Genomic DNA, 23,926 nt, shown 5'->3' with positions numbered 1-23,926 from the left:
CCCACCCCGGTGATGCCCCACCCCGACGGCGTCACCGACCCCGCCGACCAGAATCCCGACCAGCCCGAGGCGGCCGACCCCGGCGCCGAACCCGCGCCGTAACTTGTCACAGGAGGACCCCCAGCGTGAGCGCTGAAGCACGCGTTTCCCAGGACGATCTCGACGCCATCGCCGCCCAACTCGGCCGGCCGCCGCGTGGCGTGCTGGAGGTGTCGTACCGCAGCCCGGACGGTAAGCCCGGCGTGGTCAAGACCGCCCCGCGGCTCGAGGACGGCACCCCGTTCCCCACGCTGTACTACCTCACCGATCCGCGGCTCACCGCCGAGGCGAGCCGGCAGGAGTCGGCGGGGATCATGCGGGGGATGACGGCGAGGTTGGCCGAGGACCCGGAGATGGCCGCCAACTATCAGGCCGCGCACGAGCGGTACCTGGCGCAGCGGAACCAGATCGAGGACCTGGGCACGGATTTTACCGGCGGCGGTATGCCCGAGAGGGTCAAGTGCCTGCACGTGCTCATGGCGTACGCGCTGGCCGAGGGGCCGGGCGTGGTGCGGCTGGGGGATGAGTCGGTGGCGCTGGCGTGCGAGGCCGGGTTGCGCGGCACCGCCCTGCCCGCCAACTGGCCGACACCCGAGGAGCTGGGCATCCCCGACTACCGCGCCATGGACGAGCAGTGACCACGCCCGGCGGTGTTGATTCAGTTCGTGTCGGCGCGGTCGACTGCGGCACCAACTCGATCCGCCTGCTCGTGGCCGAGGGCGTGCCCGGCCAGGCCGGGCTCACGGATGTTGTCCGCGAGATGCGGATCATCCGCCTGGGCGAGGGCGTGGACGCCACCGGGCGGATCTCTGCCGGCGCCATCTCCCGCTGCCGCACCGCGCTGACCGACTACACCAGAACCATGAAGGATCTCGGCGTGCAGTCGGTGCGCATGGTGGCCACCTCCGCCACCCGCGACGCCGCCAACAAGACCGAGTTCTTCGACATGACCGCCGACCTGCTGGGGGAGTCCTTCCCGGGCGCGGCCGCCGAGGTGATCTCCGGGCAGACGGAGGCACAGCTGACGTTCGCCGGCGGGGTTGTGGATCTGGATCCGCGCGAGGGGCCGTTTGTGGTGGCCGACCTGGGCGGCGGGTCAACGGAGATTGTGGTGGGGGAGTACGACGACGGCGACGTGCGCATTCTCGGCGCACAGAGCGTGGACATCGGCTGTGTGCGCATCACGGAGCGGACGCTGCATTCGGACCCGCCGAGCAGCGGGGAGGTCTCGGAGGCCCGTCGCGTGATTGCGGAGGCTCTGGAGTCGGCATCTGGGCTTCCGCTGGGCCGGGCGAAGCGCTTTGTGGGCGTGGCCGGCACCTTCACCACCCTGTCTGCGGTGGCGCAGGGGATGGCTACGTACGACCCGGTGGCGCTGCATAATTCGGTGATCTCGCTGGAGCAGATGCGTGAAGTGTGCGCTCGGGTGGTGGCTTTGCCGATCGCCGAGCGGCGTGGTGTGGAGCCCATGCATCCGGGGCGTGCAGACGTGATCGGGGGAGGCGCGCTTGTTGCCTCCGCGCTGTGTGATCTGATGTCTGAGAGGGCTGGTATTGCTGACATCACGGTGAGCGAGAAGGATATTCTCGACGGTATCGCGATGTCGGTTCTGGCCCGCCTGGCCACCTAGACTGGCCCGCCAGCCTGCGCGCCACCCTGCTCCGCCCCGGTGGGGCCGGCAAGCCCCCATAGCCCAATTGGCAGAGGCAGACGGCTTAAAACCGTCAAAGTGTCGGTTCGAGTCCGACTGGGGGCACCAATTAGTAAGTATGCAACTCAGATTCTCAAGCGTACGCCGATTCCCGCCGAGGTTTGCACCGTTCCTAGGTAGCCTGACAATGCAAGCCGTTCGGTATGACAGCGCGAGTCCACTAGTGGACGAGACTCCCACCCGTCCGGGCAATTTCGTCATGCCCTGGGAGTCAGTTCAGTGCCGCTCGTCCGTAGATCGGTCGCCGCCGCCGCATCGTTAATTGAAGCGGGTGCGCTCACCGAGCATCTAGTTGATCAATTTGTACATCGAATGGGATACCGCCCGAGTCCGTCCGAAGTGAAGTCCTGGGATCTGAGCATCCGCGTGCTGGTCGGCGATCTGCAGGATGCGGGGCTCGACGAGGTCGAGATGCTCCTCGAGTATCGGCTTCCTTTGAATAGCAAGCGCGCCGACGTGGTGCTTTGCGGGGTGCATCCGCGTACCGGCGAAGAGTCATACGTCGTCGTGGAGCTCAAGCAATGGAACACGGCGATTCCCGTCGATGGAACCGACGATGTGATCTTCAGTGAGTCCTTCAATCAACCGCGCCTTCATCCGGTCGAGCAGGTTCGCGCGTACTGCGAATACATCGCAGACATGGTCGGGATGCTTAATGGCGAGGGAGACAAACTGGCGGGCGTGGCGTACCTCCACAATGCCGTCGACGAGGCTGTCGCGGGGCTGTTCTTGATGGAGCCCTCGCAGCACGGCCAGTTGTTCACTTCTAGTCGACGTCAAGAGTTCTTGAAGTTCCTCACTTCTCGTCTCGCACCCCAGTCCGGTGCAGACGCGGCGGATGCGCTGATGAACTCGGCCACGAAGCCGAGCAAGCAACTACTTGCAGTTGCAGCCGACGAGGTGCAGCGGCGCGAGCAGTTCACCCTGCTCGACGAGCAGCAGGTGGCTTATTCGCTCGTGATGCGCGCGGTCGACAGGGCGTACGGCGCTAATACGAAGCAGGTCGTCATCATCACTGGTGGGCCGGGGTCCGGTAAGTCCGTCATCGCTCTGAGCCTGATGGGTGAACTCGCCCGCCGCGGACGCACCGTAATGCATGCGACCGGATCCTCCGCATTCACCAACACCCTTCGAAAGGTTGCGGCTGCGCGTGCGCCCAAAGTGCGCAAGTTGTTCACGTATTACAACCAGTTCATCGACGCGGAGAAGAACTCGTTGGACGTCCTGATCAACGATGAGGCGCATCGCGTGAAGGAGACATCGACGAACCGGTATACGCCGGCATCGAAACGCACGGGGCGCCCGCAGGTTGAGGAACTCATCGACGCCGCTCGGGTACCAGTCTTCCTCTTGGACGAGTACCAGGTGGTCCGTCCTGGGGAGCGGGGCACCGTCTCAGAGATTCAGGGCGCCGCGGATCGGATGGGTTGCGAAGTCGTCAAGGTGGATCTGGACGGCCAGTTCCGTTGCGGGGGAAGCCGGCTGTACGAGTCCTGGGTCTTGAACCTTCTCGGGTTGAAAGGAGACGGCCCCATTGAATGGACCGGCGACGACGGCTTCGTCCTAGAGACCGTGGAGAGCCCGTCCGAACTGGAGGCGGCTCTCAGCACGCTGATCGGCGACGGGTTCTCATCTCGGATTTCGGCGGGATACTGCTGGAAGTGGGACCAGAAACCCAAGGCCGATTTCCTCTACCCAGATGTGGAAATCGGGGACTGGGCTCGTCCCTGGAATAACCCGAAGGATTCGAAGCACGGCGACGCGCCGGGTCGCCCATTCTGGGCCACCGACCCAGCAGGATTCGGTCAAGTCGGATGCATTTATACGGCCCAGGGGTTCGAGTACGACTACTCAGGAGTGATCTTCGGTCCCGATCTAGTATGGCGAGACGGAGGATGGGTCGCGCAGCCCGAACACAGCCGGGATAACCAAGTCCGGAATGCGCCGCTTCCGGAGTTTGAGCGCGCGATCAAGAACACGTACAAAGTCCTGCTAACGCGGGGCATGCGCGGGACGTATTTGTACTCGACTGACTCCGAAACACAGGCCTTGTTCGACCGGCTCATCAATTCGGCGGGTGAGTAGCCGCGTGAAACGAGTGCTACTGACGTATCTTTCGGAGGCTGAGTACCGCAACTTAACGTATGGGATGGAAAGGAATACGTGGGGTTTGCCGACTGAGCTCGCCGCATCGCCGAAGAAGTTCGACTATGTATTCATCTCATCGCTGATAAAGCCGGGCGGCCCACGGAGACCACCTTCGGAGTGGTTCGAGAAAACGATGTCCTTGACAATTGCCGAGCGAACTGGCCCGGTAACGGCCGCCCAGAGTCTGCTATGGCCTGATGAGATCGCTGCAGGAAAGGTCCGCTATCGGACGCGCTTCCCGGTAACACAGTTAGCAATTCTCGAGGGAATTGCACTGGGCGACCCTACGCTAATCCCCAGGCAGCTATCACTCGAAATCCGCTCACAGGCGATCTCCGGCGGAGCGCCGGTGATTGGCGTCGATGACAACGTCATAAACAAGCTGCTAAGGGGATAGCTTCTCGCGCGTCGCAAGTACTGAGGTCCGTGCTCTCCACTATCCTGCCGGTTCGTTACCTGGCGCGGATCACCGGTCATCGGACTGCTGCGCGTCGTGCAGTTTCGCTCGAGCGAAGCTGCCCGGGAACTATGGGCCCAGACGTGCTGGTTCGCGGGTCTGGAAGCAGCGCCCGCTGCTGGAGGTTTCGTACAGCAGTCCGGACGGCAAGCCCGGCGTGGTCAAGACCGCGCCGCGGTTGGACGACGGCACCCCGTTCCCCACGCTGTACTACCTCACCGATCCGCGGCTCACCGCCGAGGCGAGTCGGCAGGAGTCCGCGGGGATCATGAGGGGGATGACGACGAGGTTGGCCCGTGAGCCCGAACTGGCTGACAATTACCGACCCTTCCGGATTGGGAGTGAACCTCCGATACTTGTCCAAGGGCGGGCTCAATACTCCGATACGCAGGACACTCGGTAGCCCCGAACGCTCACATCAAAAGGGCCCTTCCGGACTCTGAACTGAACCGCCCCAGGTTTGGGCCTGGTGCACGAGTAGGTGACATCTGATCTGGCTTACCCTGTGGGGCGGGCCTGGAAGGATATTGCTGTGCCCAAGCCCCACCCCCAGGAGTTCCGCGACGACGTCGTCCGCGTCGCCAAGAACCGTGAAGACGGTGTGACGATCGAGCAGATCGCCGCCGACTTCGGTATCCACCCGATGACGTTGCAGAAGTGGATTCGCAAGGCCGACGTCGAGGCCGCGATCAAGCCTGGCACGACCGTCGCGGCATCCCAGGAACTGCGAGAAGCCAAGCGGCGTGTGCGCCTATTGGAGCAGGAGAACGAGGTCCTGCGCCGCGCTGCTGTCTACGTGTCCCAGGCGAATCTGCCGGGAAAAGGTGGTACCCGCTCGTGAGCGAGCGCGCCGCTGGCGGCATCCCCGTCGCGGTGGCGTGCCGGGTACTTGGAATATCGCTAGACAGTGCAGCGGGCGACCTCGTGGCCGGCGCGCCCCATCTCCTTCCACATCTTCCGGACTCCGTACACGTGGTAGTTCTCCTCGTACATCGTGGTGATTGCCGCGGTCAGCTCGGCATCCCGGACCGACCGCGCCGACGGTGGCCGGGTCTTAGCGGCGTAGTAGGACGAAGGCGCGATCGCGGCGCTGGTCTCGGCCAGGGCGTCGCAGATCGGCTGGGCACCGTGCTCGTCCTTGTGCCGGTCGATGAACTCGACCTTCAACGCTGTGGACGGTCCAGCTCCGCTGCGAAGAAAGCCGACGCCTGCTTCAAGATCGTGTTCGCCCGCCGTAGCTCGCGGTTCTCCTTCTCCAACTGCGCCAGGCGGGCGTCGCGATCGGCGGACACCGACGAAGCGTCCTGGCCCTCAGCCTGGGCTTTGCGCACCCAGGTCCGCAGCGCTTCGCGGTGCACGCCGAGATGCTCGGCGACCCGCACGATCGCACCATGTGAGCGATCCGGGTCGGCCAGTGCTTCCAGCGCCATCCGCGTGGCTCGTTCACGAAGCTCATCCGGGTACTTACGAGGTGCTCCCATAGCTTTGATGATCCCTTCCCGGGTAATCGATGTCTCCATCAAACCCGGGGCGATTCAGTGTACTACCGTGACGGATTCGTGGACAGGTACAGCCAGGATCGACTGGTCCACGCCGGGGTGCTTCGCGTGCTTGCGTCCCACTTTCCGGAAGAGTTCCCCGCGCACCCCAATTGGGCGATGGCAAAGACGCATTTCGCCTTCTGGGAGCTGTTCCCGTCCCTCGATCATGTCGTGCCGGTCTCACGTGGCGGGGCGGACGACGCACCTAACTGGGTCACGACTTCGATGCTGCGCAACTCGGCCAAGGCGCACTGGACCCTCGAGGAACTTGGCTGGCAGCTGCATCCGCCCGGAGACTATCGCGACTGGGATGGGCTGTCTGAGTGGTTCGTCGACCACGTCTCGGCCCATCCCGAACTCCGGGTCAGCCCTTATATCTCCCGGTGGTGGTACGCGACAGTCGAAGTTAGGGCATCCCTGAACTGACCTTCGCCAGACTCAGCAGTGCGTACCCCCCTGCCGCAGGCACGCGGCCGGGAAATCCTGATTTGGACCGTATCGGTCCGCTGAATCCAGGTCCAAATCAGGGCGAGTTGTGGGGACCACGCCCTGTGCATTCTTGCGGCGTGTCTCTGGGTGCGATTACGACTAGGCCATCGCGGTCGGGCGCAGCACTGTGTCGGTGTGGTCGAGCTGCGCCTGCAGCAGGTGGAACAGCATGCGACTCTTGAGGTCCGCGTGCTCCGGATCGTTCCAGAGGTTGTGCATCTCGTTCCTGTCGTTGCGCAGGTCGAACAACTCGCCGTCGTCGCTCCCGTGGAGGACGGTGACCCGAGCCTCATCCGTGATCGCCGTCCGCAACTGCGTGGGGATCCCGAGGCGGAAGGCGTCAAACATCTGGTCCTCCTCGATATACACGGCATCTCGCACCCGGTGCCCGGGGTCGGTGAGCGCCGGGACCAGCGAGTGCCCCTGAATGCCCGTGTAGCCCGGCACCCCGGCCAGATCCAGAATGGTGGGTCCGATATCGAGGGTGGACGTCAATCCATTCGACGACGATGCTCCGACCCCGGGACCGGTGAACGTCAGGGGAATGCGAACACAGCCCTCGTAATGTAGCCCCATCTTGAGGAGTAGGCCGTGGTCGCCGAACATGTCGCCGTGGTCGCTGGTGACGATGATGACTGTGTTGTCCAGAACTCCTGTATCGCTCAGCGACTGGACCACTTTCCCCACCATCTCATCGATGAACGAGATCGCGCCGTACTCCTTCGCCGCCGCCTGGCGAAACTGCTCCTCACTGGGGGCGAATGGCGCCATCTCGCCGCCGCGCTGCTCGCCCCGATGATTGATCATGTTGCGAATCCGCTTCGAGGACCCCTCGTGAGAGTCGTGGAAGGTCTCCGGAAGCGGAATCTCGGCCGGATCGTACATGTCATAGAACCGGCCCGGTGGCGCGAAGGGATGGTGCGGGTCTGGGAAGGAGCACTGCAGGAAGAACGGTTCCCCGGACTCCGCTGCCGTCGTTATCGCCTCGACCGACCGGGTGCCCACCCACGACGTGGGATACAGTTCCTCCGGCATGGCGGGCTGATACACCTGGTTCCAGCCGTCGTAGCGCTGCGCCGCGTGCTCAACGGTCCGCTTGGCGGGGTCGAAGCCTTGGGCACGGAGCCAGTGCTCGTAGTGCCCACCGGAGTAGTCGGCGTGATCGATCGCCAGCTCAACGTGGTCGAAGCCGTAGTAGTCCTCCGGCATGTCCACCAGTCCCTCGCTGTGGAACTCCTGGTTCTCCCAGCGATCCCACCCGGGTTCGCGACGGGCATCAACTCCGGGGCTCGACGGGCCGTTGGCGGTGATGGCCCGCGCGAACTCAGGTGCGTTCCCGTAGTTCTGCAGATGCGCCTTCCCGACCAGCGACGTGCGATACCCGGCTGCACGCAGTGCTCGCACGAACGTGTTGGCGTCCTGGTCCAGGGAGATGCCGTTGAAGCGGGTCCCATGCGCCGACGGCACCCGTGACGTGAGCAGGCTCGCGCGGTTGGGCATACAGATTGGATTGGCCACGTAGGTGCGCGTGAACTCGGTTCCCCGAGCGGCGAGCGCATCCAGATTGGGGGTCTTGACCACAGCGTTACCGCCGAACCCCAGATGATCGGCGCGGAGCTGATCCGCCATGATCAGAACGAAGTTCGGGCGCCTTTCGGCGTCGGTCAGACTGCCGCTGCTCTGACTGCCGCTTTCCCGGCTCATGCCACGCCCCTCTCGTTGTTCGTCCAATGCGCCTTTCGCAGTTCCCGCTTGAGGATCTTGCCCGTGGCGTTCCGCGGGAGTTCGTCCATGAATGAAATCGACCTCGGACACTTGAAGCTGGCGATCTGGGTCCGACACCACGTCGTGATGGCGTCGGCGTCGGCGGTGGTGTCGGTTTGCACCGCGGGGTCCATCACGATCACCGCGTGAACGGCTTCCCCCCAACGTGGATCCGGAATGCCGATCACGCTCACCTCGCGAACACCGGGGTACCTGCTGAGCACGGATTCGACCTCGGCCGGATAGACGTTCTCCCCACCGGAGACGATCATGTCCTTCAGACGGTCGATGATCTTGATGTACCCCTCACCATCCCGCACCGCGATGTCGCCCAGTCGCCAGAAGCCGTCGTCGGTCATGGCTTCGGCAGTGGCCTCTGGGTTGTTCCAGTAGCCATCGAACGGATCCGACCCACGGACAATGAGCTCGCCCGGTTCGCCGGCGGGCACGTCGCGCATCTCGTCGTCGACAATCCTGACCTCCCAATTCATGGCGGCCCGGCCGGCGGTGTTGAGGTGCGGTGACTCGGGGTACTGGTCCTCCGGGTCCAGCGTGGTCACCGGGAAGCCACCCGTCTCGGTGGAACCGTAGTTCTGCCGGAACCGGCAACCCAGGGTCGTGATGGCGTCACGCAACGCATCCGGGGAGATCGGCGACGCTCCGTAACCGATCTCGATGAGCGAGGACAGGTCCACCGGATCGGGTCGGGACCGGATCTCGTCCACCACCATCGCGATTGCGCTCGGCACCAGGTTGGTGAACTGGATCTGCTCGGACACCAACGCGTCCACAAACGATCCCGGGTTGAATCCGGACTGGATATACGTCGTTCCGCCGGTGAACAGCGGGTAGGTGATGTTTGCCAGGCCCGCCATGTGGAACAACGGCATGGCACGCAGGTGCCGCGCGCCTTCCACCGCCTCGGGGACGACCAGCTTGAGGTAGGTGGCGCTGGCAACCAGTCGACTGTGCGAGATGGTGACGAGCTTGGGAACAGCGCTGGTGGTGCCACTGGTATGGAGCAGAACGCACGGGGACTTGGGCTGCAGCCACTCGTAGGGGAAGGGCGGGGGAGGACCCTGGAACGCATCGGAGGCACGACCGGTCACCACCCCCCGGGCGTCCGGATCGCGGAGCTTGACCGCCGGGAGGTCTGGCGCGGCCTGCCGCGCCTTCTCCTCGTTGGGCGAATCTATCAGCATGGCCGCGGGCTCGAGCACCGAGAACAGGGCCCGCAGCTCTGGAGCGGCCAGTCGCCAGTTGATTCCGGTGGGGATGGCTCCGAGCCTGTTCAGAGCGAACATGTGGCTGATCCAGTCGACCCGGTTGCGGGCGACGATCGCCACGGTGTCACCGGGTTTGATCCCCTTGGCCGCCCAACCGCCGGCGAGAAGCTCGACCTCCTCGGCCAGTTCCTGATAGGTGAGGGTCTGCCCCAGGTCGTCGATCAGTGCGGGCAGGTCCGGATGTCGCTCTGCGCGCCACGAGATGATATGTACCCAAGAGATCACTGAAGAAGATCCTTCCGCTATGCCGTCGACAGACGGGTGAGTTAGACAGTGCTTTCTTCGAGAACCTGGCTGGCGGCTCGCGTGGTGCGGGCGTCGCGCTTGCGCTGTTGCTCCGCCGGATCGAACCCGGGTGCGGCATCCAGCAGCCGGCGTGTGTAGTCCTGCTGCGGATCGGTGTAGACGGTCTCCGCCGGCCCCTCCTCGACCAATTTGCCGTGGTACATCACGGCCAACCGGTCACTGACGTGCCGCATCAGGCCCAGGTCGTGACCGATGAACAGGTAGGCCACCCCGGTCTCGCGCTGCACGTCGTTGAGGAGATTGACGATAGTGCTCTGGGTGGAGACGTCCAGGGCACTGACGGGCTCGTCGCACACGATGAGGTCCGGCTCGGTGGCCAGGGCTCGTGCGATCCCGATCCGCTGGCGCTGACCGCCGGAGAACGCCGCGGGGCGCTGATGGTCGAGGCCGGGGTCCAGCCCCACCTGCTCCATGAGCGTGGAGACCCTGGCGGCACGCTCGGCACCGCTCAGATCAGTGTGGACTCGCAGGGGCTCCGCGATGATGTCCTGCACCGACCACGAGGGGTTAAGGCTCGCGGTGGGGTCCTGGAAGATGGCCTGGACGCGTCGCTGGTACCACAGTGGAACCCGCCCGAACTCGGTGACCTCGTGGCCGTCGAAGCGAATGCTTCCGCCGGCGGCGCGAGTCAGTCGCAGCACGGAGCGGGCAAGGGTCGTTTTTCCGGATCCGGATTCGCCGACCAGGCCGAGGGTCTGCCCGGCTTCGATGCTCACGCTCACGTCGTCAACGGCGACGAACGGCTTGTGGGGCCGAAACAGACCCCGGGATCGGAACTCCACCCGCAGGTTGTTGATTTCCAGAAGTGGCGCCATGTCAGTTCACCTTTGCCTTTCGGGCCGACGACGCGCTGAGGTCAATACCACCCTGATGCGCGTTGATCGGGTGGATACACCGGACGGCATCCCCCAGGGTGGCCGCCGGAACCGTCGGGGTGAGCTCCGGAGGAGCGGAGGTGCATTCGACGGTCGCGAACTCACAGCGCGGGGCGAACCGGCAGCCCTGCGGCCGGTTGCCGGGCGAGGGAACCGTGCCAGGGATGACGCTGAGGGGAATGCCACGCGGCTGACCCTGCACGCTGGACTGGAGCAGTGCCGAGGTGTACGGGTGGCGGGGCGAGTGCATCAGGTCGTTGACGTCCTGCTCCTCGACGATCTGGCCGGCGTACATCACCGCGACCCGATCGGCGACCTCGGCCACCATCCCCAGCTCGTGGGTCACGAACATCATCGCCATGCCGGTTTCGTCCTGGATGCCGGCCAGTAGGTCGGCGATCTGGACCTTGAGCGTCACATCGAGCGCTGTGGTGGGCTCATCAGCGATCAGCAGCACCGGATCACAACTGATGGCCAGGGCGATCATGACGCGCTGCGCCATGCCCCCGGACAGCTCGTGCGGGTAGCTCTTCATCCGTTGATGCGGTTCGCGGATCCCCACGCGCTCGAGCAGATGCGCGGCCTTCTCGTAGGCGTCCGCGCGGCTCAAACCCTGATGCGTGCGCAGCACCTCGGTAATCTGGTTGCCCACGGTGAACGCCGGGTCCAGTGCGGCACCGGGCTCCTGGAAGATCATCGCCATGCGCTGCCCGCGAAGCCGGCGGAGCTGGTTGGCGGAGTAGTCTGTGATGTCGTCGCCCTCCAGGAAGACGCGGCCACCCGTGCGGCGCGCGCTCTGGGGGAGAAGGCCCATCGCGGCGAGCGCCGTGATGGTCTTGCCACTGCCCGATTCGCCCACGACGCCCAACGTGGTGCCGGGCATGACGTCCAGCGAGACATTGTCGACCAGGGTGATGGTCTCCGATCCCCGTGCCGCTGTGACGTCCAGGCCGCGCAGGCTCACGGTGGGCGTGACACCGTTCCGCGGTTCGACCGTCTCCGCGGAATTGATCGCGGTGGGCTCGGAGATGACGCGCGCCGACGACGACGATCGCTTGGCTATCCGACGCCAGTTGGTGCGCAGTGGCTCATCGCGCATGGCGCTGAGCAGGGTGTCACCGACGATGTTGAGGCTCAGTACGGTCAGACCGAGTGCGATTCCCGGAGGCAGGATCAGCAGAGGATTCAGGCCGATCAGGTTGGCGGCCTCCGCGATCATCACGCCCCAGCTCGCGTCCGGTGGCTGGGCACCCAGGCCGAGGAAGCTCAACGCGGCCTCAACCAGTAGTGCCGCGGCCATGGTGAGGGAGACCTGCACGGCCACCGGACCGATGATGTTCGGGAGAATGTGGCGCACCATGATGACCGGCGCCTTGGTGCCGATCACCTGCGCCGCCTCGACGTACTGCTGGCGTCGGGCGCTGAGCACCTCACCGCGGGTGACCCGGACGAAGGTGGTGGAGAAGACCAGGCCCACGGCGAGCATCGCGTTCACGATTCCGGGCCCACGCGCGGCGATGATCGCGATCGCCACGATCAGGCCGGGCAGCGAGGTGAAACCGTCGACGAATCGCATGATGATGCTGTCGAGGGGGCCGCCCACGAAGCCGATCAGCAGGCCGATGGGGATGCCGATCGCCATGGCGATGACCGTGGCCTGCCCCGCGGCGATCACGGCGATTCGTGCGGCATAAACGAGGCGGGAGATGACATCGCGGCCCTGGGAGTCCGTGCCGAGCCAGTGATCGACCGAGGGGTACTCCAGGGTTCGAGCGAGGTTGGTGGAGAGGGGGTCGAGGGGGGCGATCAGGCTGGGGAACGCGGCACACATCAGCACGATCGCCAGGACGGCAATCGCACCGATGGTGACGGGGTCACGTCGGATGCGAATCCAGATCTTCGCCCACTGGCCGCGGGGTGGATTACCCTTAATGCCGACGCCCGGTTTCTTCCCGGTGCCGGTTGTTGCGGGTGTGGTGGGGGAGCCGGTGTCAGTTTTCACTGAGGGGTCCTCGCTGTTCTGATCCCGGAGCAGGGTCTGATCGTCGGGGGTGGCTGTGCTGGTCATAGCGCCCTCACCTCGGGGTTGAGGTAGCCATAGGTGATGTCCACGCCCAGCTGGGCCAGTGCCACGCACAGTCCGGTGGTGATGACAACAGCCTGGATGATGGGCATATCGCCCTCGGTGACCGCGTTGAGTGCCAGGTCTCCCAACCCGGGGATGCCGAAGACCCGTTCAACAACCACGGCGCCACCGAGGAGATAGGCGAACTGGAAGCCCATGGTGGTGATGACCGGGCTCAACGAGCTCTTCATGGCGTGCTTGCCGATCACACTCCTGTTTCGCAGTCCCATGGCCCGACTCGTGCGGACGTGGGGCATCTGCAGCACCTGGATCATCGACGCCCGTGCGTGGCGGGCGAGCATCGCGGTGACGATCAACCCCAGTGAGAATCCGGGAAGGATCACCGATTCCAGCCAGCCCATCGGGTCTCGGGAGAACGGTATGTATCCGGTAGCCGGCAGCCAGCCGAGCTGGAGGGCGAAGACCGAGACGAGGATCAGGCCTATCCAGAAGGCGGGCATTGCCAGCGCCACCGACGACAGGATCGTGATGGCGCGGTCGAGCAGCGAGTCGGACCGCAGGGCCGCCACCGTGCCGGCGGTGATGCCGAGCACCATGCCGATCACGGTGGCGACGAGCGCCAGCGACAAGGTCACGCCGAGTCGATCAATGACCACCGGCAGAACAGGGGCCTGGTCCATGAGGGAGTTCCCGAGGTCACCCACCACCGCGTTGGTCAACCAGTTCCAGTACTGCTCATACCAGGGCAGGTCCAGCCCGAGGTCCGCCCGGACCGCGGCCACCTGTTCCGGGGTGGCCGAATCACCGGCGATACGGTCCGCGGCGTTGGCGGGCATGATCGCCGTGAGGCCGACGGTCACGATGCTCAGAACCAGGAGCACCGGGATGAGCGCCAGTAAGCGGTAACCGATCAGCTTGGTCATGGTGTTGATCTCCTCTTGGGCGTTGGTCGCGGTGTTACTGCACGGTCACGCCACGGAAGGAGGGACCCATGGGCCACCCCACGGAGTTCTCCACGTCGAGCACCTTCTCGGAGTTCCACGCGACGATCGACTGGTCCTGGAACAGGCCACACCACAGGGCTTCGTCGGCGGTCAGCGTCTGCATCTCGGCGAAAGCGGCGGCGCGCTCCTCGTCCTGTTCAGCATTGGCCGCCCGTTCGTAGGCCTGATCGATCTCCGGGTGCGGGACAGTGAACGGGTTCTGGGGGCCGTTGGTCGCCAGGCGGTCGACGTAGAGCTGCTGCGGGTGGACCTGCTTGATGGGGGTGATGATCGCCGGGAAGTTGGTTTCCCGATTTTCCTGATCCAGGGTTCCCGGCTGTACAACGGTGATGCCCATGTCGATCCCGACATCGCGCAGGTTGCCCTGGATCGCCTCGGCGACGCTCTGGATCGGCCCGAACGCCGGAACTGTGAAGCTGGTGTCGGTCACGCCGGACTCGGCGAGCAGTTCGCGTGCCTCTTCCGGATCGAACGAGTAGATATCGGTCAGGTCCTCGACGTGGAATTCATTGCCCGGGGGGAAGACCTGGCTCTGGGCGTCGGCGTAGCCGAAGAAGATCGACTCGGCGATCGACTCGGTGTCGATCGCGGTACATACCGCCTGGCGGAAGGTCTCGTTCTCGAGGGCCGGCGCCTGTGTGCCGTCGATATCGGTGAAGTGCAGCATCCAGTAGTTGCCGGGGAAGGTGTCCACCGTGACATCGCCCGAGCTGACCGTCTCGGTCTGGGCTCGTGCGATCTGCGAGATATCCACCTGGCCGGATCGAATCGCGGCTGCGCGCGCAGCGTCATCGGTGAGGACCCTGATCTCGAGACGATCCAGCGTCTGCTCCTCCTCGTTGGCGAATCGCTCGTTGGGGACGTAGACGTAACTGACGCCGGCGCTCGATGCGGTCTCGTCGAGGACATACGGACCCGAACCGACGGGATTGGTTCCCAGGTCGGGTGCGTCGAGGGATCCGGGCGCCACGAGGATGCCGGCGACATCGGTCAAGCCGATCGGCAGCGCCGGCGCGGGGCGGTCGAGCAGGATCCGAACGGTGTTCGGCCCGGTGACCTCGATGCCGGACGCGTTGGCGAACGGTCCGGAAGCCGGGCCAGCGGACGCCATACGGTGCTCGAGGTTGGCCGCGACCGCCTCGGCGTCAAGTGACTCGCCGTTACTGAACTCGCGTCCTTCTTCCAAGGTCAGGTCGAGGTATTCCGGCGTCAGATCGTAGGACGTGGCGACACCGCTGACGATGTTGCCCTCGGCATCGGTGCGCAGCAGCGTGTCGTAGACGGGGTCCAGGAAGACCCGCTGGCCCTGACCCGGATTGACGGTCGGGTCAAAGCTCTGCACGTCGACCAGCGTCGCAGCGACAAGCTGCCCTGGCGCATCGTTGCCCGAGCTACCGCAGGCGGTGAGGCTCGCGGCCGCGACCAGGCCGACGGCTGCCGCAGCCGATGCGCGGAAAGTATGTCGTTTCATGTGACTCTTCCTGTCTGACGGGGCCAGATACAAACCTGACTTCAGATTCAGTTATAGATGTGACCCAGGTCTCTGTCAAGGCGATTCTGTGATCCCCCTCACGCGATTCGAGTCGGGCGCTGACCTGTGATCGCGGTCACCAAAAGTGTGGACACAGAACTGAACCTGATGTTAGGGTCAGTTTTGCCGACAGGCTCTCACGGACCTCAGTTGGAGGAGGCACTCATGGAAAACAAGAACAAGCAATTCGAGTTGCGCGGCTTCAGTCACGTTGCACTCGTGTGCTCCGACATGGCGCGCACTGTGGACTTCTACTCCCGGATCCTGGGGCTGCCGCTGATCAAGACGGTGGATCTGCCCGACGGCAGCGGGCAGCACTTCTTCTTTGACGCGGGCAATGGAAACTCGCTGGCGTTCTTCTGGTTCCCCGACGCCCCAGAGGCCGTTCCGGGAATCTCTGCGCCCGTGTCGTCCCCCGGGTTCGGCGAGTGGCTCAGCGCCGTCTCATCCCTCAACCATGTCTCGTTCGAGGTTCCCGCCGACAAGTTCCCCGAGTACCGGGCGAAGCTCAAGGCGGAGGGCATCAAGGTGGGCCCGATCGTCAATCACGACAACTCCGAGTCGCAGATCGCGCTGGAGATGAACGACGACGTGTACGTTCGATCCTTCTACTTCCAGGACCCAGATGGTGTACTGCTGGAGTTCTCGTGCTGGATGCGTGAGTTCACTCCCGAGGACGTCTCCCACGAGCCCAAGACTGCTGCGGACTGGCGGCCGCGCGCCATCGCCTAACACACGGACGCGAGCTGACCGAAGCCTGTCCTCACCCGAGTGCCTTCGGTTTACGGTAAGTACTTGGAGAAAGTCCACGAGGAGGTTCGCGATGACCGTGCCGGAGGTAAAGCCGACGCGACGAGGTCGGGAAACCCAGGAGGCCATCCATCGGGCGGCCCGAAAGGTGATCTCCGAACGAGGCTTTCTCAAGATGACGGTCGCGGACATCGTGAAGGAGGCGGGAAAATCTCCGGCGTCCTTCTACAACTATTACGACTCGAAGGAAGCACTCCTCGAATCGTGGGCCCGGCAATTCCAAGATGCGGCCCGGCAGCGGCTGAGTGTCGAAGACGTTGCCAAGGGCTCGGCGCGGGAGCGCGTTCGGGCTGCGGCGAGTGCACACTGGAACACCTACCGTGATCATCTTGCCGAGATGATCGGTGTGTACCAGCTGTCAATGATCAATGACGATTTCGCGAAGGTCTGGGAAGACCTCAGCAGCGAGGCCGTAGAGGGAATCGAGGGTGGCATCCGCGCCGCTCAGCGCCAAGGATTCTGTCCTACTCTCGACCCCTTCCTGGCCGCCCGTGCGATCGTCAGTATGTTGCACCAATTCTGTTACGAGAACCTTGCCAACGGTCGCGATGCCACGGCGGATGATGAGCAGTGCATCGAGACGTTGACGGAATTGTGGTATCGCGCAGTGTTCTGGCGCGAATAGCACCCCGCACGAACAGCGCCCTCGCCCGGGAATGTGACTTTGTTGCTCTGGCAGTCCCACCCGGACTCGCAGCATCCCCAGAGGCCGACTGCCGCCCGGGTCACCACACCGTTCGCGGCTGAAATCCGTTGGCAGGGTCGTGAGAGTCCCGAGGAGGGTCCATGACCAAGGTTGAGCGGGAGTTCGTTGGTCTCCCGAGTACTAATCTGCCCCGCGCCGGTGCGGGGGGACACCCGTGCCAGGGCGTCTATTACAAGGCCGCAGGCACCACGCCTCGTATCGCGGTGATCGCGACGCACTACAACATCGATTTCTCCGAGCACTACATGTCGCATTTCCTCGCCGAGCGGGGCTTCGGCTTCCTGGGGTGGAACACCCGTTTCAGGGGCGCGGAGCAGCACTTCATCCTGGATGCCGCACTGAGCGACATCGGGGTGGGCGTGCGCTGGCTGCGTGAGCAGGCCGGTGTGGAGAAGGTGATTCTCCTCGGCAATTCCGGCGGCGGCTCGCTGATGGCCGCCTACCACTCGCAGTCCGTGGCGCCGTCCGTCACGGCGCTGCCGGGGATGAAGCTGACCGCGGGCGTCAACGAGCTGCCCCGGGCCGATGGCTACATCTCCTCCGCGGCACACCTGGGGCGACCCGAGGTGTTGACCAGTTGGATGGACGGCGCGGTCGTTGACGAGAACGACCCCGTTGCCACCGATGACAGCCTGGACCTGTTCGCCGGCGTCAACGGTCCGCCCTTCAGCGCCGAATTCGTGGACCGTTACCGGGCCGCGCAGGAGCGGCGCAACGACCACATCACCGACTGGGTCGTGGCGGAACTCGAGCGGCTGACGGCGGCCGGCTACCACGACCGTCCCTTCGCCGTCTTCCGGACGTGGGCGGATCCCCGCATGGTGGACCCGACGCTCGAGCCGACGAATCGCGAGCCGAATTCCTGCTATGCCGGAGTGCCCGAGCGCGCGAACCGGTCGGTGTTCGGAATTGCCTCGGGAACCACCCTGCGGTCATGGCTTTCGCTGTGGAGTCTGGAGCACTCGCAGACCCGGGCATATCGGCATCTGCCCAATATCGAGGTCCCGGCACTGGTGATCAACGGAAATCAGGACACCGGAGTCTTTCCCAGTGACGCCCAGTCGATCTTCGATCAGATCGGGTCGAGCGATAAGCAGCTGCACACGCTTGAGGCGAATCACTACTTCCTCAATCCGGGCGCGCGCGATGTGCAGGCGGATCTGATCGCCGACTGGATCCGGGAGCGATTCGAGTGACCCCGCCACGGGCACGACGGCACGGCAAGGAAGGCGGCACACGATGAGGATCACCGAGATCAGGGAGATGTCGGTCCCGCTGGCGGGCACGATCTCCAACGCGGTGGTGAATTTCTCCGCGCATCGCGTGTCGCTCGTGGCGGTGGTCACCGACCACATCCGCGACGGGCGCCCCTTGACCGGCGTCGCGTTCAACTCGATCGGCAGGCACAGTCAGGCCGGCATCCTGCGTGAGCGCATGATCCCGAGGATTCTCGCCGCGGATCCGGACACTTTCCTCGATCCGGCCACCGGCGCGCTCGACCCCGCTCGGGTGCTGGCGTGCGCGATGACTGACGAGAAGCCCGGCGGCCACGGTGACAGGGCGGCGGCGTCGTCTGCGGTGGAGCTGGCCGTGTGGGACCTGCTGGCCAAGCTCGGCGATGAGCCGGCGTGGCGAACGATCAGCCGTCACCACGGGCGCCCCGGAGCGACCGCCGGGGTTCCGGTGTACGCGGCTGGCGGGTATTACCGAGCCGGCACCGGGATTCCGGAGCTGGTCCGGGAAGTCGAGGGCTACTTTGATGCCCACTACGAGGCGGTGAAGATCAAGGTCGGTGGCCTCGATCTCGCGCAGGATGTCGAGCGAGTCGCTGCAGTTGTCGAGGCCGCCGGCAGCGGTGCGCGTGTGGCGGTGGACGCGAACGGTCGTTTCGGCACCCAGCAGGCCATCGACTACGGACGAGTACTAGAGCAGTTCGGGCTGCGGTGGTACGAGGAGCCGATAGATCCGCTGGACCTGCGGGGCCATCGGGATCTGGCCGAGGAGTACGACGGCGCTCTGGCAACGGGGGAAAACCTCTTCTCCGTGCCCGACGTCAAGAACCTGCTCGACTTCGGTGGACTCCGGCCGGATCGCGACCTCCTCCAGATGGACGCGGGCCTGAGCTACGGACTCACGGAGTACACGCAGATGATCGACCTCATGGAGACCGCCGGCTTCCCCCGGTCGGCGGCCGTACCGCACGGCGGGCATCTCATCAACCTGCACATCGTCACGGGTCTGGAGCTGGGTGGCTGCGAGGCGTACCCCGGAGTATTTGAGCCCTTCGGCGGGTACAGCGAACAGTGTCTCCTGTCGGACGGACTGATCCACCCCTCGGACGCCCCGGGCTTCGGGCTGGAGCAGAAAAAGGGATTGGATTCGTGGATCAAGGAGGTGACCCGATGACGACACCGCCCGCCATCCGGATAGCCGTTGTGGGGTGCGGCGCGATGGGCGCGGTGTACGCATCTCGACTCGCTCGAGCCGGACACGACGTCGTCGTCGTCGACTCCTGGGCGGAGCATGTTGCGGCGATGGACTCCTACGGACTCACCGTCACCGGGCCCGACGGCACTCACACCGCTTTCGTCCGTGCGTTCACCCGACCTCCTGAGGAGGTCGTGGACCTGGTGATCATCGCCGTCAAGGCCGCCGACGCCGGCTCCGCAGCGGCGAGACTGGCAGGCCTGATGGGGCCGGAGACGACGGTGCTCACCATCCAAAACGGGTTGGGTGCCGCGGACGCCGTCGCCGAGCACGTGGATCCCGATCGGTTGTCCGTGGGGATAGCCAAGGGGTTCGGCGCCTCGCTGACCAGGCCCGGGCAAGTGCACCACAATGCGATGCGGGAGCTGCGGTTCGCTGCCCACACCGGAGGCGGTAAGCCCGATGTCGAAGCGCTCGCGGCGGTGTGGCGGGGCGCCGGCTTCGACGCCGAGGCAGTAGACGAGATCGCCGCGATGCAGTGGACGAAGCTCATCTGCAACGCGGCCTACAGTGCGCCCTGCGCCATCTCGGGCACGACGGTGGGGGAGGTGCTGCGTAGTTCGACGCTGGGGCCGATCAGTCTGTCCGCGGCGCGCGAAGCCTATGCGATCGCCAGGGCCAATCGGGTTGGAATCGACCTCGACCCGGAGGCATGCGTCATTGACTTCGCCGCCGGCATGCCAGACGCCAAGCCCTCGGTCCTCCTGGATCTGGAAGCCGGCCGTCGAAGCGAGATCGAGTTCATCAACGGGGCCGTGCCGAGGGAAGCGGCCAAGGTCGGTCTGACCGCGCCGATCAACGAAGCGCTGACGAGGCTAGTCCGGGAGATCGAGGACGCCTCTTCGTAGCGAGGGGCTACCAACCGGGCGGCGTATGTCAGGTTCGGTCACGCCCAGTATTCGACGGTGGGTAGCGGCTCAGGCCAGCTCGGGAAGCCGGTTCAGTACGGCGGCAAACGCAACCGGATCGAGTGCTTCCTCGGCCATCGCGGCGTCGAGTTCGGCAGTGAGGTCGGCGAGATCGGCGGTCACCACGCCGTGCAGGTCCCGGCCCAGGTCGCTGATGCGGACGTCCACCTTGCGGCGGTCGGTGAGGCTGGGGGTGCGGTAGACCAGCGAGCGGGTGACCAGGCGATCCACGGCGCGCGTCAGCGAGGCGCCCGAGGGCGGGGTGAGTGCCGAGATCTGGGACATGGTGAGGCCGTCGTGCGAGTGGAGGGCGTCGAGGATTAGCCATTCGTCAGCGGTGAGCTGGTGCGCGGCGCCGACGGCGGAGACTGCGCTGTGGAGCCGGTGGCCCTGCAGGATCAGCGCCTTGAGCAGCTCATCGGAGGTGGCGGTGGGCGGGGTGGGTGCCGCCGCGGCGGCGTCGGTGGAGCTGGTCATGCCGGTCCCTTCCTGCGCCCGAAAAACTATCTGTTGAAACATATCCAGATGGAAGCATAGTATGCAACAGGGCCTCGTTTCGTGTGACCCAGATCGCATAACGGCGAATGCTCCTGGCCGTCACAACGCGGGTGAGCCCCCGCGCACAGAAGCACTACGCGCACGGAAGGGAGAGGCCAGGTGCAGCAGATCCTGCTGTCGAGCCGGAGCACGTACCGCATCGGCATGGTCATCCCCATGCAGGGCCCCGGTGGGATCTTCGGTCCCTCGTGCGTGTCCGTGTGCGAGATGGCCGCCGACGAGCTCAACCGCTGTGCCGGGATCGACGGCCGCCGGGTCGAGATCGAGTACATCGACGGCGGGCAGTCGCCGGAGGCCGTGGTCGCGGAGGTCGGTGCGCTGCTCGAGGCGGGCCGACTCGACGCGATCACCGGTTGGCACATCTCCTCCATCCGCCGCCGTCTGGGCCCGCTCGTGGGCGGCCGCATCCCGTACGTCTACACCTCGCTATACGAGGGCGGCGAGCACGCCCGCGGCATCTACTGCTGTGGCGAGACTCCGGAGCAGCAGATTTTCCCGGCGCTGCGCTGGATGCGCGAGCACCTGGGCGTACGCCGCTGGCACGTGGTGGGAGCCAACTACGTGTGGCCCGTGCGGTCCCTGCAGAAGATCGCCGAGTCGGCCCCCGGTCTCGGCGTGGAGATCGTGGGCACGAGCCTGGTGCCGATGGGCCACGGTGCCGACCCGCGCCTGCCCGCCGCAGTGGCCGCCGGCAACTGCGACGCCGTGCTCATGCTGTTGGTCGGCCAGGACGCCGTGGACTTCAATCGCGCCTTCGCCCGGGTCGGCCTGGCCGATCACATCATCCGCTACAGCCCGCTCATGGACGAGAGCATGCTGCTGGCCAGCGGGCCCGAAGCCACGATCGACCTCTACTGTTCGGCCTCCTACTTCAGCACCCTGACCAGCGCTCCTGCGATGGACTTCCTGGATCGCTACGTGTCCGCGCGGGGCCCGTCGGCGCCGTCACTGAACAACATGGCCCAGTCCTGCTATCAGGGTATTCAGACCCTGGCTGAGCTCGCGCGTATCTCTGGGGGGACGCGGGTGAGCGACTGCGACCGCGTCATCGACGGACTCACCTTCTCCGGTCCCCGCGGCGAGGTGCGGTTCGTGGGCAACCAGGCTGTGCAGCCTGTGAACCTCGCGCGCGCCGACGTATTCCACTTCGAGGTACTCGAGACCCTGTGACCGCCCGCGGGTAGCGCTCAGCCCATTGCGAGGACGGGCAACGCCACGGCGATCGGCGCGAGCACGCAGCCCGCGGCGATGAACGAGCCCCACGACACCGCCGCGCCGGCGCGGCGCAACTGGTCGTGCCACAGCAACGTCGCCAGCGACGCCCACGGTGCGATGATCGGGCCGGCGTTGACGCCCACCAGCAGGGCGAGCATGCCGTGGGGAGTATCGGCGCCGTGCTCGAGCGCGAGGAACGCGGGGATGTTATTGATGAGGTTCGACGACGACGCCCCCAGCCCGGCGATGGCCAGCAGGCCGCCCACGGAGTCCTGTCTCGAGGCCACTGCCCGGGCCAGCACGTCCAGAGCGCCCGCGTGGTGTGCGATCGCCGCCACCGCCGACAGGGCGGTAACGAACACCAGTGAGGACCACGGGATGAGCATGCGCAGGGGAGGACGGGGTGCCGGTGTCGTCGTTGTCGTCGTCTCTCCGGTGCGCGGTGGCCCGGAGCGCAGGTTGACGGCGAGCATGATCGCGGCGGCGACCGTCGCGGAGATCCAGTAGGGGAACGGCGTGGCAAGCAGGGGGAGCAGAACCGCCAGGGTGACCAGGGTCGCACGCAGGCGTCGGCTCGCGGTGGGCTCGAGCTCGGCGGCCCCGGCCTCGCCTCCGACTCCGTCCTCGGGGCGGCCACGACCCCGTGCCGACCAGCGGAACGCCACCCAGGACGCGGCCACGGCCACCCCGATGCCCGCGATCGCCGGGCGCCACGCCGCACCCACGTACGCACCAGGCCCGGTGAACACCCCGGACCCCACCGCCAGCAGGTTGGTGAGGTTGGACACCGGCAACAGCAGCGAGCCGATGTTGGCGGTCCAGATGACCGTCAGTGCGGCGGCCCACAGGCTCAGCCCGCCGCGCCGTGCGAGCGCGACAGCCAGCGGCGTCACGAGGATCGCAGTGGTGTCCAGGGATAGAAATATGGTCGACACAAGAGACAACACGACGATCTGGCACCACGCGGTCGCCCGTGTCGACAACCAGTCGGGCCGCTGACGCCGGGCCCACTGCGCCACGGCCTCGAAGGCGCCGGCCGCGATCGCGAGGTTCACCACCACCGACATGGCGGCGACGAACAACAGGACCGGCGCCAGGCGCACCAGCAGCGCCCACGCCTGCGCGGGTGCGAGAACGGCGAGGCCGCCCACCGCCGCGACGGCCACGGCGAGCGGCACCAGCGTCGTGATGGCAGTCAGCCCCGCGGCGAGGTGTGAGGTATCGCCGCGGGGCCTGGGCTTCGGGCTCATGCGGTTGCGAGACTCACCCGCCCGGGCACCGTGGCCCGAACCGCCAGAGCCGCGGCGAGCACCACCCCGACCACATGGGCCGCGGCGACCCAGCCCAGCGGCACGGTGGTCCAGGCGCCGTCGATCATGAGCAGCGACGGAACGGTGGCCGTGGTGACCGACTGAGAGATCGCCAGCACTCCGGCCGCCACGTCCCATCGCGGGCCCACCGCGCAGCCCGACAGGAAGAAGACGAAGAACAACACCGCCCAAGCGGACCACAGCCACGCCATCCGCGCGTCGCCGGACGTGAGATTGATAGCCGCCAGGACTACCGCGGTCGCCGAGGCCCACGCGCAATACCAACCCAGGGCGCGGCCGTCGGCGCGGAGAAGAGTGCCGCCCGCGACGGTGAGGTAGGTGACCCCGAACAGGCCGTAACCAACGGCGCCGAAGAGATCGAGGCGGTCGCTACCGCCGGCCGGGATGGCGATGAGGAGCGCAGCTGTGACCAGGCCGGCGCCGGTGATGAGGTTGATCGGCACCGCGGCGCGAGCGTCGACCCGGCCCAACAGGACCAGCCCGTTGACGAGTAGCACCGCGCCGACGAAGAGCAGGGCAAGACTGGACATGGGAGCTTCCTTGCAGACTGTGGGGTGGTTCGGCGGCCTGGCCGATGTGGGACACGGCGGACTGCCGGCATGGGGCGGGACGTGCGCCGACCTGCCGGACCCGCGCGGGGCGCCACCGAGGAGGCACCCCCCGCGGGGAGTGGT

General features: G+C 65.7%; 23 protein-coding genes, 1 tRNA gene and 1 pseudogene. 14 read left to right on the top strand and 11 right to left on the bottom strand.

Going from position 1 to position 23,926, the window contains the following annotated elements:
• Window positions 1-125 precede the first annotated feature (125 nt).
• From ACWIE7_RS16225 to ACWIE7_RS16195, 7 genes and pseudogenes are all read left to right on the top strand, one after another.
• Window positions 126-677: a DUF501 domain-containing protein gene (locus tag ACWIE7_RS16225; RefSeq protein ID WP_454069954.1), complete on the top strand. Its 552-nt coding sequence runs from the start codon at window positions 126-128 to the stop codon at window positions 675-677.
• Complete coding sequence (locus ACWIE7_RS16220) at window positions 674-1,669, top strand: Ppx/GppA phosphatase family protein (RefSeq protein ID WP_454069953.1); 996 nt, start codon at window positions 674-676, stop codon at window positions 1,667-1,669. Before ACWIE7_RS16225 ends, ACWIE7_RS16220 begins: the two co-directional genes overlap by 4 nt.
• Window positions 1,670-1,721: 52 nt before the next feature.
• A tRNA-Leu gene (locus tag ACWIE7_RS16215) sits at window positions 1,722-1,798 on the top strand.
• Window positions 1,799-1,969: 171 nt separating this feature from the next.
• On the top strand, window positions 1,970-3,835 hold the full coding sequence (locus ACWIE7_RS16210; RefSeq protein WP_454069952.1) for a DNA/RNA helicase domain-containing protein: 1,866 nt from the start codon (window positions 1,970-1,972) through the stop codon (window positions 3,833-3,835).
• Window positions 3,836-3,920: 85 nt separating this feature from the next.
• The gene (locus ACWIE7_RS16205; protein WP_454069951.1) at window positions 3,921-4,295 is read left to right on the top strand and encodes a hypothetical protein; all 375 of its coding nucleotides are present in this window, start codon (window positions 3,921-3,923) and stop codon (window positions 4,293-4,295) included.
• Between the two features lie 175 nt (window positions 4,296-4,470).
• Window positions 4,471-4,680, top strand: a pseudogene (locus tag ACWIE7_RS16200) (DUF501 domain-containing protein); the annotation flags it as partial.
• Window positions 4,681-4,887: 207 nt separating this feature from the next.
• The gene (locus tag ACWIE7_RS16195) at window positions 4,888-5,196 is read left to right on the top strand and encodes a transposase (protein WP_454069950.1); all 309 of its coding nucleotides are present in this window, start codon (window positions 4,888-4,890) and stop codon (window positions 5,194-5,196) included.
• Between the two features lie 59 nt (window positions 5,197-5,255).
• Here the strand turns inward: ACWIE7_RS16195 and ACWIE7_RS16190 are convergent, their stop codons facing one another.
• A complete protein-coding gene (locus ACWIE7_RS16190) occupies window positions 5,256-5,522 on the bottom strand; it encodes an IS3 family transposase (protein ID WP_454069949.1) in 267 nt (88 codons plus the stop codon).
• A complete protein-coding gene (locus ACWIE7_RS16185) occupies window positions 5,519-5,836 on the bottom strand; it encodes a transposase (protein ID WP_454069948.1) in 318 nt (105 codons plus the stop codon). The genes ACWIE7_RS16190 and ACWIE7_RS16185 overlap by 4 nt, the downstream gene beginning before the upstream one ends.
• Window positions 5,837-5,914: 78 nt before the next feature.
• Here ACWIE7_RS16185 and ACWIE7_RS16180 point away from each other — a divergent pair, with 78 nt between their 5' ends.
• Window positions 5,915-6,322 (top strand): hypothetical protein, encoded by a 408-nt coding sequence (locus tag ACWIE7_RS16180; protein WP_454069947.1) that lies wholly within the window; start codon window positions 5,915-5,917, stop codon window positions 6,320-6,322.
• 162 nt (window positions 6,323-6,484) lie between these two features.
• Here the strand turns inward: ACWIE7_RS16180 and ACWIE7_RS16175 are convergent, their stop codons facing one another.
• Genes ACWIE7_RS16175 through ACWIE7_RS16150 form a run of 6 tightly spaced genes read right to left on the bottom strand, consistent with a single transcriptional unit; the run spans window position 6,485 to window position 15,177 of the window.
• The gene (locus tag ACWIE7_RS16175) at window positions 6,485-8,200 is read right to left on the bottom strand and encodes a sulfatase family protein (protein ID WP_454069946.1); all 1,716 of its coding nucleotides are present in this window, start codon (window positions 8,198-8,200) and stop codon (window positions 6,485-6,487) included.
• Window positions 8,086-9,660 (bottom strand): class I adenylate-forming enzyme family protein, encoded by a 1,575-nt coding sequence (locus ACWIE7_RS16170; RefSeq protein WP_454069945.1) that lies wholly within the window; start codon window positions 9,658-9,660, stop codon window positions 8,086-8,088. The genes ACWIE7_RS16175 and ACWIE7_RS16170 overlap by 115 nt, the downstream gene beginning before the upstream one ends.
• Before the next feature lie 41 nt (window positions 9,661-9,701).
• The gene (locus tag ACWIE7_RS16165) at window positions 9,702-10,556 is read right to left on the bottom strand and encodes an ATP-binding cassette domain-containing protein (RefSeq protein ID WP_454069944.1); all 855 of its coding nucleotides are present in this window, start codon (window positions 10,554-10,556) and stop codon (window positions 9,702-9,704) included.
• A 1-nt stretch (window position 10,557) separates the two neighbouring features.
• Complete coding sequence (locus ACWIE7_RS16160; protein WP_454069943.1) at window positions 10,558-12,684, bottom strand: dipeptide/oligopeptide/nickel ABC transporter permease/ATP-binding protein; 2,127 nt, start codon at window positions 12,682-12,684, stop codon at window positions 10,558-10,560.
• Window positions 12,681-13,625: an ABC transporter permease gene (locus ACWIE7_RS16155; RefSeq protein ID WP_454069942.1), complete on the bottom strand. Its 945-nt coding sequence runs from the start codon at window positions 13,623-13,625 to the stop codon at window positions 12,681-12,683. The genes ACWIE7_RS16160 and ACWIE7_RS16155 overlap by 4 nt, the downstream gene beginning before the upstream one ends.
• Before the next feature lie 34 nt (window positions 13,626-13,659).
• A complete protein-coding gene (locus ACWIE7_RS16150) occupies window positions 13,660-15,177 on the bottom strand; it encodes an ABC transporter substrate-binding protein (RefSeq protein ID WP_454069941.1) in 1,518 nt (505 codons plus the stop codon).
• A 225-nt stretch (window positions 15,178-15,402) separates the two neighbouring features.
• On the opposite strand from ACWIE7_RS16150, the gene ACWIE7_RS16145 reads away from it, so the two are divergent.
• From ACWIE7_RS16145 to ACWIE7_RS16125, 5 genes are all read left to right on the top strand, one after another.
• Window positions 15,403-15,969: a VOC family protein gene (locus ACWIE7_RS16145; protein WP_454069940.1), complete on the top strand. Its 567-nt coding sequence runs from the start codon at window positions 15,403-15,405 to the stop codon at window positions 15,967-15,969.
• Between the two features lie 91 nt (window positions 15,970-16,060).
• Window positions 16,061-16,672, top strand: a complete 612-nt coding sequence (locus ACWIE7_RS16140) for a TetR/AcrR family transcriptional regulator (protein ID WP_230929963.1) — start codon at window positions 16,061-16,063, stop codon at window positions 16,670-16,672.
• A 161-nt stretch (window positions 16,673-16,833) separates the two neighbouring features.
• Entirely contained in the window at window positions 16,834-17,949 is a 1,116-nt protein-coding gene (locus ACWIE7_RS16135) for an alpha/beta hydrolase (RefSeq protein WP_454069939.1), read from the top strand.
• A 43-nt stretch (window positions 17,950-17,992) separates the two neighbouring features.
• Window positions 17,993-19,159: an enolase C-terminal domain-like protein gene (locus tag ACWIE7_RS16130; protein ID WP_295647487.1), complete on the top strand. Its 1,167-nt coding sequence runs from the start codon at window positions 17,993-17,995 to the stop codon at window positions 19,157-19,159.
• 14 nt (window positions 19,160-19,173) lie between these two features.
• Window positions 19,174-20,088 carry a ketopantoate reductase family protein gene (locus ACWIE7_RS16125; RefSeq protein ID WP_454069956.1) on the top strand — a complete coding sequence of 305 codons (915 nt, stop codon included), beginning with the start codon at window positions 19,174-19,176 and terminating at the stop codon, window positions 20,086-20,088.
• 69 nt (window positions 20,089-20,157) lie between these two features.
• Here ACWIE7_RS16125 and ACWIE7_RS16120 read toward each other — a convergent pair whose 3' ends face one another.
• Complete coding sequence (locus ACWIE7_RS16120; protein ID WP_230929960.1) at window positions 20,158-20,625, bottom strand: MarR family winged helix-turn-helix transcriptional regulator; 468 nt, start codon at window positions 20,623-20,625, stop codon at window positions 20,158-20,160.
• 180 nt (window positions 20,626-20,805) lie between these two features.
• Between ACWIE7_RS16120 and ACWIE7_RS16115 the strand changes: the two genes are divergently transcribed.
• Complete coding sequence (locus tag ACWIE7_RS16115) at window positions 20,806-21,876, top strand: substrate-binding domain-containing protein (protein WP_295647489.1); 1,071 nt, start codon at window positions 20,806-20,808, stop codon at window positions 21,874-21,876.
• 17 nt (window positions 21,877-21,893) lie between these two features.
• Here ACWIE7_RS16115 and ACWIE7_RS16110 read toward each other — a convergent pair whose 3' ends face one another.
• Both ACWIE7_RS16110 and ACWIE7_RS16105 read right to left on the bottom strand, forming a co-directional pair.
• Complete coding sequence (locus ACWIE7_RS16110; RefSeq protein ID WP_454069938.1) at window positions 21,894-23,171, bottom strand: SLC13 family permease; 1,278 nt, start codon at window positions 23,169-23,171, stop codon at window positions 21,894-21,896.
• A complete protein-coding gene (locus ACWIE7_RS16105; RefSeq protein WP_454069937.1) occupies window positions 23,168-23,782 on the bottom strand; it encodes an AmiS/UreI family transporter in 615 nt (204 codons plus the stop codon). The genes ACWIE7_RS16110 and ACWIE7_RS16105 overlap by 4 nt, the downstream gene beginning before the upstream one ends.
• Between the last annotated feature and the right edge of the window lie 144 nt (window positions 23,783-23,926).

Source organism: Dietzia sp. NPDC055343 (assembly GCF_053645265.1).
Note: the sequence above shows the minus strand (reverse complement) of the source record. Positions and strands in the feature narration are given on the sequence as shown.